This is a genomic window from Acidocella aquatica (genome assembly GCF_030160635.1).
Taxonomy (GTDB): Bacteria; Pseudomonadota; Alphaproteobacteria; order Acetobacterales; family Acetobacteraceae; genus Acidocella; species Acidocella aquatica.
In genome coordinates this window covers 103,215-115,714 of the sequence record NZ_BSOS01000094.1, presented here as the reverse complement: position 1 = coordinate 115,714, position 12,500 = coordinate 103,215, and the positions used below count along the sequence as shown (strand labels likewise).

Annotated in this window: 9 protein-coding genes; all 9 read right to left on the bottom strand. The window is 62.6% G+C overall.

Annotated features, from left to right (window positions below; translation table 11 throughout):
- Positions 1 to 45: 45 nt before the first annotated feature.
- Positions 46 to 525, bottom strand: a complete 480-nt coding sequence (locus QQJ84_RS17405) for a DUF934 domain-containing protein (RefSeq protein ID WP_284259594.1) — start codon at positions 523 to 525, stop codon at positions 46 to 48.
- Positions 512 to 2,515 (bottom strand): DUF2849 domain-containing protein, encoded by a 2,004-nt coding sequence (locus QQJ84_RS17400; protein ID WP_284259593.1) that lies wholly within the window; start codon positions 2,513 to 2,515, stop codon positions 512 to 514. Before QQJ84_RS17400 ends, QQJ84_RS17405 begins: the two co-directional genes overlap by 14 nt.
- A gap of 380 nt (positions 2,516 to 2,895) precedes the next feature.
- Complete coding sequence (locus tag QQJ84_RS17395) at positions 2,896 to 3,270, bottom strand: hypothetical protein (protein WP_284259592.1); 375 nt, start codon at positions 3,268 to 3,270, stop codon at positions 2,896 to 2,898.
- On the bottom strand, positions 3,270 to 3,899 hold the full coding sequence (locus QQJ84_RS17390; RefSeq protein WP_284259590.1) for a cytochrome c oxidase subunit 3: 630 nt from the start codon (positions 3,897 to 3,899) through the stop codon (positions 3,270 to 3,272). The genes QQJ84_RS17395 and QQJ84_RS17390 overlap by 1 nt, the downstream gene beginning before the upstream one ends.
- A complete protein-coding gene (locus QQJ84_RS17385; RefSeq protein ID WP_284259678.1) occupies positions 3,899 to 5,929 on the bottom strand; it encodes a cbb3-type cytochrome c oxidase subunit I in 2,031 nt (676 codons plus the stop codon). The genes QQJ84_RS17390 and QQJ84_RS17385 overlap by 1 nt, the downstream gene beginning before the upstream one ends.
- A 47-nt stretch (positions 5,930 to 5,976) precedes the next feature.
- The gene (locus tag QQJ84_RS17380) at positions 5,977 to 6,945 is read right to left on the bottom strand and encodes a COX aromatic rich motif-containing protein (RefSeq protein WP_284259588.1); all 969 of its coding nucleotides are present in this window, start codon (positions 6,943 to 6,945) and stop codon (positions 5,977 to 5,979) included.
- Positions 6,946 to 7,569: 624 nt separating this feature from the next.
- Entirely contained in the window at positions 7,570 to 8,625 is a 1,056-nt protein-coding gene (locus tag QQJ84_RS17375) for a 2-oxoacid:ferredoxin oxidoreductase subunit beta (RefSeq protein ID WP_284259586.1), read from the bottom strand.
- On the bottom strand, positions 8,622 to 10,478 hold the full coding sequence (locus tag QQJ84_RS17370; protein ID WP_284259585.1) for a 2-oxoacid:acceptor oxidoreductase subunit alpha: 1,857 nt from the start codon (positions 10,476 to 10,478) through the stop codon (positions 8,622 to 8,624). The genes QQJ84_RS17375 and QQJ84_RS17370 overlap by 4 nt, the downstream gene beginning before the upstream one ends.
- On the bottom strand, positions 10,463 to 12,250 hold the full coding sequence (locus QQJ84_RS17365; protein WP_284259583.1) for an FAD-dependent oxidoreductase: 1,788 nt from the start codon (positions 12,248 to 12,250) through the stop codon (positions 10,463 to 10,465). The genes QQJ84_RS17370 and QQJ84_RS17365 overlap by 16 nt, the downstream gene beginning before the upstream one ends.
- Positions 12,251 to 12,500: the final 250 nt, after the last annotated feature.

The window sequence follows — 12,500 nt, the reverse complement described above, 5'->3', positions numbered from 1 at the left end:
CCCAATTTGTGCGGGTTTGTGACGGAAAAGGAATGAGTTGCCGGATCAGGCTGCGAGGCCCCGGTTCATGAGGCGGTGCAGGAGCTGGCCGGGGTGGGCCGGGTTTTCTGGCGAGGTGGCGCTGGGCAGGTGCCATTGGGCGGCCGGGTGTTCCGGCGAGGTGCTTAAGGTGGAAAAGCCGCAGCGCAGCAAGGCGACGAACTGGTCGGGGATGACATGGCCGACGGCGCGGATTTCGCCTTTGAAGCCGTATTTTTGCCGCAGGGTGCGCGCCAGCGTGAAGCCGCGGCCGTCACGGAATTTGGGGAATTCGATGGCGATGAGGGCAAAGCTGCCGAGGCGGGCGGCAATGTCTTCAAGCACGGCGCCCGGGGGAAGCTGCACGCCGAGCGGGGCGGGCAGCTTCTCGCCCGCCGGAGGCAGATCCGCCAGGGGGATGATGGCGTAGGGGGCGGGCGCGGCGTCGGGTTCGCTGGTGGTCCAGCTATCGGCGACTTCCCGGCCTTGTGCGTTAATGATTGCCATAGACGGCCTCCTTGAATGGCGCCAGGCCAAGCCGGCGGTAGGTATCGATGAATGTTTCGCCTTCTGTGCGGTTGGCGATGTAGGCGTTGACGATTTTCTCCACCGTCTCGGGCACCTGCTCGGTGGGCACGGCCGGGCCGATGATGGTGCCGATGGCGGCTTTTTCATCCGAGGCGCCGCCCAGGGTGATCTGGTAGACTTCGGTGCCGCTTTTATCGACACCGAGCAGGCCGATGTGGCCGACATGGTGGTGGCCGCAGGCGTTGATGCAGCCTGAGATGTTGAGATCGAGCGGGCCGATCTCCTGCTGGCGCTCTGGGCCGGCGAAGCGCTCTGCGATGCGCTGCGCGACGGGGATGGAGCGGGCGGTGGCGAGAGCGCAATAATCCATGCCGGGGCAGGCGATGATGTCAGTCACCAAACCGATATTGCCCGCGGCGAGGCCGAGTGTGACCAGCTCGGACCAGAATGCGTGCAGATCGGCCTTGCGGACATGGGGGAGGACCAGATTTTGCTGATGGGTGACGCGCAGTTCGCCGAAGGAGAAACGGTCGGCGAGATCGGCGATTTTGTCCATCTCTTCGGCCTTGACGTCGCCGGGGATGCTGCCGGGGGTTTTCAGCGAGATCACCGCGCTGATGTAGCCGGGCTGGCGGTGCGGGTGGGTGTTGGTGCGGACCCAGGCGCGGAAGGCGCGGTGATCTTTCAGGGCGCTGGAGAATGCGGCTGGGTTGGCCTCGAGTGTTTCAAAAGCCGGCGCGCCGAAGCGGGCGGCGACGGCGGCCACGACGTCCGCTTCCAGGACGCAATAATCAGCCGGGAGGGAGGCGAATTCGTTCTCGACCATTTCGATGAAATGTTCGGGCTTCATTTCGCGGATGAGGATTTTGATGCGCGCCTTGTGGATGTTGTCGCGCCGGCCAAGCGCGTTGTAGACGCGCAGGATGGCTTCGACGTAGCGGAGCAGGTCGTGTACCGGCAGCTCGTCGCGCAGTTTGACGGCGATGACCGGGATGCGGCCGAGGCCGCCGCCGGCGAATATCTGGAACACCGGTTCGCCCTGCGCGTTGCGGCGGGCCATGATGCCGATGTCATGCACGCGCACGGCCGCGCGGTCCTGCGGGGAGCCGGTGATGGCGATTTTGAACTTGCGCGGGAGGTAGGTGAACTCGGGGTGGTCGGTGGACCATTGGCGCAGAATTTCGGCGTAGACGCGCGGGTCGACGATTTCATCGGCGGCGGCGGCGGCGAATTCGTCGGTGGTGACGTTGCGTACGCAGTTACCGCTGGTCTGGATGGCGTGGATGCCCGCTTCGGCCAGCAGGGCGAGAACGGCCGGGGCGTCTTCGAGCCGCAGCCAGTTGAACTGGATGTTCTGGCGGGTGGTGAAATGGCCGTAGCCGCGATCATAATGGCGGGCGACGTAGGCGAGCTGGCGCAGCTGGGCGGCGCTGAGGATGCCGTAAGGCAAAGCGACGCGCAGCATATAGGCGTGGAGCTGGAGGTAGAGGCCGTTCATCAGGCGCAGGGGCTTGAATTCGTCCTCGCTCAGCTCACCGGCAAGGCGGCGGGCGGCCTGATCGCCGAACTGGGCGGCGCGGTCACGCAGGAACTGACGGTCGTAGTCATCATAGCGGTAGATGCCGGCGAAGGGGGAGGTTGAGGTCTCGGAGGGGAGCGGCGGCAGGGCGGCGCCGGTGGCGCCCCAGGTGCTGACGGGAAGATCAGGGCGCACGGAAGGGCCGGTGGCGCGGATCTGTTCGCGCTGGGCGGTGAGGATGGGCGTGCCGTCAGCGGCGAGGGTGACGGCGGCCTCGTGGACATCCACCACGGTCTGCGGTTGCAGCGCGGCGGCTTGCAGGCCCAGGGCCAGGGCCTGCGCATCGAGCGCGCCGGCGGCTTGCACGTCTTCGGCCCATTCGCCGTTGGCGGTACGCCAGACGGTGCGGCCGTCCCGCAGGCGGTTGGCGGAAATAATGCTTAACGACATACTCAATCCACTCGCTTCCCTAAGCTCGAAACCATGGCGCCCGTGAGCGCTGAGCTGAAATAGGGTATGAGCGCAGAGATTGAAACCCGGCCGGCCGGGCGCATGGGCCTTGGATTAGATGGCGGCACGGCGCGGAAAAAGCGGGTTGTAAACGGGGTGTCGAGGTTCTCACTCTCCCGGGGGAGATGGAGGAAATTTGCTCCCAACATCGGGGAGCGGGGTGCAAAACTCTTCCAACCGGGCGCGCGCCAGGGGTGGGGTGTTTATGCCGCGAGACATAAAAAATATTTTTTCGTGAGGCTGAAAAATGCCCTTGCGGGAGAGAAAATTGGCAAAAAGCCGCCGCCCAGGGGCGGGAGGCGGCTTTTTTGCGGGGATGGTTATTGCAGCAGGGTCGGCTGGCCGCTCATCAGCATGCCGTCCATCGGCATGGTGCGCGAATAGAGCGAGGAGAAGGCCCAGACGGTCATGCCGATGGTGATGATGAACAGGGGAATGGCGAGGAACAGGGCCACACCTTTCCAGATTTGCGCCTGCGAGATGTTGAGCCCGAAGAACAGCGCCAGCTGGGAGACCAGCGCCGCCAGCGAGAGCGCCGCCGCGGTGGCGGCGAACTCCATGAGCGGGAGTTTTTGGGTGGAGGCGTAATAGGCGCCGCCCATGAGGGCGGCCGAGGCGAGGAAGGCGGCGATGTAGCGCCCGGTTGTGCCCTGTTGGACTTCCGGGTGTTGCAGGGGGTTGTAATGGCTGGACATTAGCGGGCACCTCCGAGCAGATAGACGTAGAAATAAACGCAGACCCACATGGTGGCCTGGAACTGCCAGAACAGCCGCAGGTTCAGCAGGCGGCCCACGACATCCTTGGTGAAACCGAGGACGCCGACCTGCACCAGCATCACCAGCATCCACAGGATGCCAAAGAGCATGTGCAGCCCGTGGGTGAGCAGAAGGGTGAAGAAGACGGACAGGAAGGCGCTGCGCGTGGGCCCGTTGCCCTGGGCGGCGAGGGCCCAGAGGTCAGTGCCGCTGATGTAGAGAAAGGCGCCGCCGAGCAGCAAAGCGGCGAGGATGCCGAGCTGGACGCCCGCCGCGTTGCCGTTTTTCAGCGATACTGTGCCCAGGCTGTAGGCCAGGACACTGGCGAGGATGATGAAGGTCTGCCACAGCCCGTGCGGGGTGTTGATGACCTGGGCCGTGAGCGGGCCGCCGGCGGCGTTTACTGGATTGTCCAGCACCGCGTAGGAGGCGAACAGGCTGCAGAACAGCAGGGCGTCGCCGATGAGGTAGAGCCAGAAACCGTAGGTGCGCGCCGAGATCGGGTCATGCTCGTCAGCGCCTGGGTTCCACAGGGCGAGGGCCGCCCCGGTTGGATTGCTGGTTGCCATTAATGTGCCTCCACTTGGGCGAGGGCCGGGCGTTTGGGTTGTTCGGCGATGATGCTCGCCAGCGCGACCTGGTTTTCCATTTTCGCGATGTCTTCCGCGCTCAGCACGTAGCCCTCGTTTTTGTCGAAGGAGCGGATGATGACCACGATGATGATGGCCAGCAGCGAGGCGATGGAGAGCCACCAGATGCGCCAGGTCATGGCGAAGCCGAAGACCGTGGCCAGGGCGCCGATGATGACAGGGACCGCGGTGTTGCTGGGCAGGTGGATGGGCACGTAATGCGTTGGCTGCACCCCCTCCACGCCCTTGGCCTTGCGCCATGCCAGCTCATCGCGGGCGTTGATCTGCGGCGTGACGGCGAAATTGTAGAACGGCACGGGGGTATGGGTGAGCCATTCCAGCGTGCGGCCGGTGCCCCAGGCGTCGGCTTGCGCGGGGATCTGGTCGCGCAGGGAGACGTAGAGCATTTTGCCGAAGTAGAAGAGCGAGACGAAGTACATGCCGATGCCGCCCTCCGACACCCACAGCAGCGGCTTGAGGGCCGGGTTGTAGATGTAGTCCAAACGGCGGGTGACGCCCGCGAAGCCGAGGTAGAAGAGCGGGACGAACACCAGCAGGCTGGCGAGCACGAAGGTCCAGAAATACATCTGGCCGTTCCTCTCGTCGAGCTTGAAGCCGAACACCTTTGGCCACCAGTAGGTGACGCCGGCGAACAGCGCGGCGCCGATGACCAGCACCATGCAGTGGAAATGGGCGACCACGAAGAGGCTGTTGTGTACGGTATAGTCAAACACCGAGGCCGAGAGCATCATGCCGGTGAGGCCGCCGATGAGCAGGAGCACCAGGCCGATGAGGGCCCAGAGCATCGGGGTGGCGTAGGTGATGCGGCCGCGATACATGGTGAACAGCCAGTTGAAGGCTTTTACGCCGGTGGGGATGCCCACCAGCATGGTCGCGGCGCTGAAATAGCCGTTCAGCTCCGGGCCCATGCCCATGGTGAAGAAATGATGCGCCCAGACGACCCAGCCGATGCCGCCGATGGAGAAGGAGGCGGCGACCATGGTGGGATAGCCGAACAGCGCCTTGTTGGAGAAGGTTGGCACGATCTCGGAGAACAGGCCGAAGGCGGGGAGCATGAGGAAGTAGACCTCGGGGTGGCCCCAGATCCAGAACAGGTTGACGTAGAGCATGAAGTTGCCGCCGTAGCCGGCGGTGAAGAAATGGGTGCCGAAGTAGCGGTCTATGCCCAGCATGGTGAGCGCCACGGTGACAACCGGGAAGATGGAAAGGCCGATGATGTTGGTGGTGAGCGAGGACCAGCAATAAACCGGCATGCGGAACCAGCGCATGCCCGGCGCGCGCATTTTTACGATGGTCGCGATCATGTTGATGGCGTTGAAGGTGGTGCCTATGCTGGAGAGCTGGAAGGCCCACATCCAATAATCAACGCCGACGCCGGGGTTGGTCGGCATTTCGGAGAAGGGCATGAGGCCGACCCAGGTGGCGTTGGAGAACTCACCCACGAAGAGCGAGATCATGCACAGCGCCGCGCCAGAGACGGTCAGCCAGAGGCTGGTGGCGTTGAGGTAGGGGAAGGCCATGTCACGCGCGCCGATTTGCAGCGGCACGATGAGATTGCCCAGGCCAGCGACCAGGGGCGTTGCCGCGAAGAACAGCATGAGGGTGCCGTGGGCGGTGTAGATCTGGTCAAAATGGTAGGGCGGCAGATAGCCGTGCTGGGCGCCGAGGTAGCCGGGGGAATTAGGGCCGTCGGCCAGGAGCTGCTGGGTGCGCATCATCGCGCCGTCCATGAAGCCGCGGAAGAGCATGACGAGGCCGAGGATGATGTACATCACGCCGATTTTTTTATGATCGACGGTGGTGAGCCATTCACGCCAGATGTAGCCCAGCTTGCCGAAATAAAGGGCGGCGCCGATGATGACGATGCCGAGCAGCGCTACGACCGCGAAGGTGGAGACCAGGATTGGATTGTCGTAGGGGATCGCCGCGAGCGATAAGCGCCCGAGCAATGGCGACCAGGGACCGTCTACTGCTACTTGCACGATTGAAACCTTTCCTATTGCGGGCTGGCGGGGGCTTGGGCGCCCTGCGCGGAATTATCGGACACGCGCTTGGTGAATGAGTCGGGCACGGGGTAGACCACGCCCTGCATTGCCGCTGTCATCACCTCGCCGAACAGGTTTTTATCAGGCGCGGAAAAGTATGCGGGTTTGGCGCCGGCATTCACGGTGGGCTGCGCGATTTTCTGGAAGGCGGCGTAGGTGAGCTGGTTCGGGTTGGCCTGCACGCTCGCCACCCAGGAATCGAATTCCGCCTGCGGCACGACGCGGGTGGAGAACTGCATCCAGGAAAAACCGGCGCCGGAGAAATCGGTCGAGAAACCGGTGTAGGTGGCGGGTTGGTCAAGCTCGAAGGCGTCCCTGGATTCCATCGCCGGCATGGCATCAACCATTGGCGCGACCTGGGGGATGTAGAAGCCGTTCATGTTGCTGGTCGCGGTCATCTGCAGATGCACGACGCGACCGGAGGGGACCACCAGATCGTCAATCGTGGCGATGCCTTGGTCAGGGTAGACGAACACCCATTGCCAATCGGTCGCGATGACCTCGACGTTGATGGGCGGCTGCCTGGCGCCGGGCGCGTTGGCCAGGATGCCGGGCGCCCAGGGGTTGACCGCGTAGACGCCCTGGATGGTGAGATAGCAGAGAAAGGCGACGATGGCGAAGGGAATGCCCCAGGCCAGCAGCTCGATGGTCAGCGAGAAATGCCAGTCGGGCGTGTATTTGGCGTTGCGCGAATGGTGGTAGCGCAGGGGGAAGATGATGGTCATCAACAGCGTCGGCACGATGATGATGAGCATCGTGATGACGAGGATCAGGGTGTAGTGCATCTCGGCGCCGGCCACGAGACCGGCCGGGTGGAACAGGCGGATGCCGGCCATGGTGCAGCCTGACAGCAGCAAGGCCGGCAGGGCGAGAAGAGGCTTTAACAGCAGAGAGGCTCTGCGCTGCTTTGGCGGGTTCATTTCCGGTCTATCCAGATAAGTGAGGGTTGAGAGCCGCTGGTGTGTTGCGCGAAGGGACGAAGGCGGCGGCGCGCGCCAATGGTATCCGATGCAAGTGCGGACATGGTGAGTTCCTCCCGATCTGACGCGACAACTTAACGCAATGTAATAATAGAAAGCGTTATTGCTGAACAGATTTGTTTTTCAGTTTTTTACGGCGTTCTAAAAAATATTTTTTGAATATAAATCGTAATAGTTTTGTCGTGGTTATTTTGGTTTACGCATACCATCGGCGATTAATTGAGACCGCAATGCCCTAATAATTTTTATGTTTTTCAGCATATTATAACAGATTTTGGCCTGTTTATTTTGTTTTGATTTAGGTGGCAATTCATATCGATATAATAATTATATTTTTGATGGTAGGCTAAAAATACGATTTTGATATGGCATTGATAGTCATTCTCAATAACATTTAGTTATATTAATAATCATTCGCAAGTGGCGTTCGCCTCATCTTTTGCGTTAGATTTGGTAACATTTTACCCGCGCCGCGCCGGGAGGTGGGGCCGCGCATGGGCGGATATAAAAAACCCGGGATGGCGCGCCATCCCGGGTTGGTGGGCTGATGCTTCGCAGCGGCGGTCAGCGCAGGCTGGCGTTCAGCCTCTCGAGCGCCGCCGAACCAGGGCAGAGGGTGGCTTCGGTGAGCTCATTGAGGGGGGTTGCCGTGGTTTTGAGATAACTGTGCATCTCCTCGGGCTCCGGGTCGCGGTAGAGCAACCCGGTGACGATTTCACCCTTGGCGTGATGGTGTTGCAGGAAGCCCAGCGCCTCGGCGCGGCTGCTGACATCATAATCACCCGCAAGCTTGCGCAGGCGCAGCAGGGAGCCGTCGTGCTGTTCGACGATTTCGACGGCGCCGGGGGCGTAGTCAACGGTGATCTCGTCGCGGCCGGTGATGACATCCAGCATATTCACCGCCTCGTTGTGCTCGCGCACATAGTCGAAGCTTTTGGTGGAGCCCTGGTGGTTGTTGAAGGTGACGCAGGGGGAGATGCAGTCAATGAAGGCGGCGCCGGGGTGGGCCAGGGCGGCCTGGATCAGCGGCACGAGCTGAGCCTTGTCGCCCGAGAAGCTGCGGCCGACGAAGCTGGCGCCGAGCTGGATGGCCATGCTGACCAGGTCTATCGCCTCGTCGTTATTGGCGACACCGCGCTTGCTCTTGGCGCCTTTGTCAGCCGTGGCGGAGAACTGGCCCTTGGTGAGGCCATATACGCCGTTGTTTTCGACGATGTAGACCATGTTGACGCCGCGGCGCATGGAGTGGGCGAACTGGCCGAGGCCGATGGAGGCGGAGTCGCCGTCACCCGAGACGCCCAGATAAATAAGATCACGGTTGGCGAGGTTGGCGCCGGTGAGGACGGAGGGCATGCGCCCATGCACGGAGTTGAAGCCGTGGGAGCTGCCGAGAAAGTAGGTAGGCGTTTTGGAGGAGCAGCCGATCCCGGAGAGTTTGGCGATGCGGTGGGGGGGCAGGTCCATCTGGAAGCAGGCGTGGACGATGGCCGCCGAGATGGAATCATGACCGCAGCCTGCGCAGAGGGTGGAGATCGCGCCCTCATAGTCGCGCCGCGTGTAGCCCAGCGCGTTGGGGAGCAGGCCGGGGTGGTGCAGCTTGGGTTTGGGCAGAAAGCTCATGACGCGCTCCTCTCGAAAGACCTGGCCGTGAGCGAGGGGTGGCCTTTAATTTTTTCAGCGATCTGGCGCGCGGTGATCGGCGAGCCGTCGTAATGCAGGATTTTGGGCAGGCGGGCGGGGTCGATTTCCAGCTCGTTGACCAGCAGGGTGCGCAATTGGGCGTCGCGGTTTTGTTCGACGACGAAGACTTTTTCGTGCGCCTCGATGAAGCCGTTGACGATATCGCTGAAGGGGAAGGCGCGCACACGCATGAGGTCCAGCTCGATCCCCTCCCCTGCCAGCAGATCAGCGGCTTCGAGCATGGCGGCAGCGGTGGAGCCGTAATAGATGACGCCGAGTTTGGTGGACCGGGATGCCGGGCGGACGACCGGGGCCGGGACCAGGGTGGCGGCGGTGGCGAATTTGCGCAGCAGACGCTGCATGTTGTCCTCATAGGCCGAACCGAGTTCGGTGTAGCGGGCGTAACGGTCCTTCGAGGTGCCGCGGGTGAAGAAGGAGCCGCGGGTGGGATGGGTGCCGGGGTAGGTGCGGTAGGTGATGCCGTCGCCATCGACATCGAGGTAGCGGCCGAAATCCTTGCCGGCTTCGAGCTCTTCGGCGGTCATCACCTTGCCGCGGTCCATTTTTTTGGAGTCATCCCAGACAAGCGGGCGGGTGAGCCGCTCGTTCATGCCGATGTCGAGGTCGAGCAGGACGAAAACGGGGGTTTGCAGGCGGTCGGCGAGGTCAAACGCCTGGGCGCCGAAGGTGAAGCACTCATAGGGATCTTCAGGGAAGAGCAGGACGTGTTTGGTGTCGCCATGCGAGGCATAGGCGCAGGCCAGAACATCGCATTGCTGGGTGCGGGTGGGCATGCCGGTGGAGGGGCCGGCGCGCTGGACATCGAAGATGACGGCGGGGATTTCGGCGAAATAGGCCAGGCCGAAGAATTCCTGCATCAGCGAAATGCCGGGGCCGGAGGTGGCGGTGAAGGCGCGCGCGCCGTTCCAGGAGGCGCCGATGACCATGCCTATGGAGGAGAGTTCGTCCTCGGCCTGGACGATGGCGAAGTTATGCGCGCCGGTTTGCGGGTCGACGCGAAAGCGGGTGCAGTATTTCTGGAAGCCCTCGACCAGCGAGGTGGAGGGGGTGATGGGATACCAGGCGGCGACGGTGGCGCCGCCATAGACCGCGCCGAGGCCGGCGGCGGCGTTGCCCTCGATGGCGATGCGATCGCCTACCGCGTTGGAGCGGCGCACGCGCAGGCCGATGGGGCATTGCAGATGGGTTTGCGCATAGTCGCGGCCCATGTGCAGCGCCTGGATGTTAGCGGAGATCAGTTTTTCCTTGGCCTTGAACTGCTCGGCGATCAGGGTTTCCAGCACTTCAAGACCGATATCCAGCAGGGCCGCGATGGCGCCGACGTAGATGATGTTTTTGAAGAGCTGGCGCTGGCGCGGGTCAGTGTAGGCGCGGTTGCACAGCTCGGTGAGCGGCATGCCGATGATGATGATATCGCTGCGCAGGCGGTTTTCGGGCACCACGCGGCTGGAGTCGTAGAAGAGATAGCCGCCGGGGAGGATTGAGGCGATGTCCTGGTCCCAGGTTTGGGGGTTCATCGCCACCATCAGCTCGGTGCCCTCGCGCGCGCCCATGTAGCCGGCCTCGGAGACGCGGATTTCGTACCACGTCGGCAGGCCCTGGATGTTGGAGGGGAAGATGTTGCGCGTGGCGACGGGGACGCCCATGCGCAGGATGGCCTTGCCGAACATCTGGTTGGCGCTGGCGGAGCCGGAGCCGTTGACGTTGGCGAATTTGACGACGAAATCGTTGACGCGGACGAGGCCGTCAACCGGTTTTACGACTTGGAGCATGCTGTTCCTGCCTGTGCCATATCGAAGAGAAAACGTTGCATGTCCCAGGCACCGGTCGGGCAACGCTCGGCACACATGCCGCAATGCAGACAGACATCCTCATCCTTGACCATGACGCGGCCGGTTTTCAGGCCGTCCGCGATGTAGAGGTCTTGAGAAAGGTTGCGCGCCGGGGCGTTGAGGCGGCCGCGCAGATCGGCCTCCTCGCCATCGGCGGTGAAGGTGATGCAGTCTTCCGGGCAGATGTCGACGCAGGCATCGCACTCGATGCAGGCGGGGGCGGAGAAGACGGTCTGTACATCGCAGTTGAGGCAGCGCTGGGCTTCGGCGAGGGCCTGGCCGAGGTCGAAGCCAAGTTCGACTTCGGTTTTGATGTTGGCAAGCGCTGCGGTTTTTTCAGCGTGGGGGACGGCGAAGCGATGGTCGTTGGAGACCTCGTTATCGTAGATCCACTCATGGATGCCCATTTTCTGGCTGATCAGCTGCACGCCCGGCGGGGGGCGGTCATCGATGGCGCCGCCCTGGCAGAGACGATCAATGGAGATGGCGGCCTGATGGCCGTGGGCGACGGCCCAGATGATGTTTTTGGGGCCGAACGCGGCATCGCCGCCAAAAAATACTTTTTCGTTAGTGGAGCGGTGGGTGGTCTCGTCCACCACCGGCATGCCCCAGCGGTCGAAGGCGATGCCGATGTCGCGCTCGATCCAGGGGAAGGCGTTCTCCTGGCCGACGGCGACCAGAACGTCATCGCATGGCATATGCACATCCGGCTCGCCGTTGTTCACCAGCTGGCGGCGGCCTTTATCGTCGTAGACGGCGTGCACGGTCTCGAACACCACGCCGGTGAGGCGGTTGTTCTCATGGGTGAATTCCTTGGGCACCAGGAAGTTGAGGATGGGAATGTCCTCATGCATCGCATCTTCTTTTTCCCACGGGCTGGCCTTCATTTCCTTGAAGCCGGAGCGGACGACGACCTTGACGTCAGTGCCGCCCATGCGGCGCGCGGAACGGCAGCAGTCCATCGCCGTGTTGCCGCCGCCGAGCACGATGACGCGCTTGCCGATGGAGGTGATGTGGCCAAAGGAGACGGAGGAGAGCCAGTCGATGCCCAAATGGATGTTGGCGGCGGCCTCCTTGCGGCCGGGAAGATCGAGGTCGCGGCCGCGCGGGGCGCCGGTGCCGATGAATACGGCGTCGTAGCCGTCGTCGAGCAGGGATTTGAGACTGTTCACGCGGGCGCCGAAGCGGGTTTCAACGCCAAGGCCCAGGACGTAGCCGACTTCTTCGTCGATGACTTCCTCGGGCAGGCGGAATTTGGGGATCTGGGTGCGGACCATGCCGCCGCCCTTCTGGCCTTCGTCAAAAAGGGTCAGCTCATAGCCCAAGGGAGCGAGGTCGCGCGCGACGGTCAACGAGGCGGGGCCGGCGCCGACCAATGCGACGCGCTTGCCGTTTTTTGTGGCGGCGGGGGATGGCATGCGATCAGAGACATCGCCCTTGTAGTCGGCGGCGACTCGCTTGAGCCGGCAGATGGCCACCGGCTGCTCCTCGACCCGCCCGCGCCGGCAGGCCGGTTCGCAGGGGCGGTCGCAGGTTCGGCCCAGAATGCCGGGGAAGACGTTTGATTTCCAGTTGACCATATATGCATCGGCATAACGGCCGGCGGAGATCAGACGGATATATTCGGGAACCGGCGTGTGCGCCGGGCAGGCCCATTGGCAATCCACCACTTTGTGGAAATAGCCGGGATCTTTAATGTCAGTCGGCAGCAAGTCCAATTCCCTCCAACACCAGCCTTAGCCTGCCATGATGGAATTGGCGTCCGGGCTGCATAGCGCTTACTCATGCTCTCGCGGCATTATATCCTATCGCTAGGCGTGTGCTTTGGGGGGAAAAACCCCCCTGAAAACATCTCACGCATGCGAAAAACGCATAACACCCCGCGCCATGCCCGGGGAAATTCGGGCATGGCTGGCGGGGGGAGGAAGGCGCAGACGGCAGGGGCTGGCCCCTGCCGTGGGG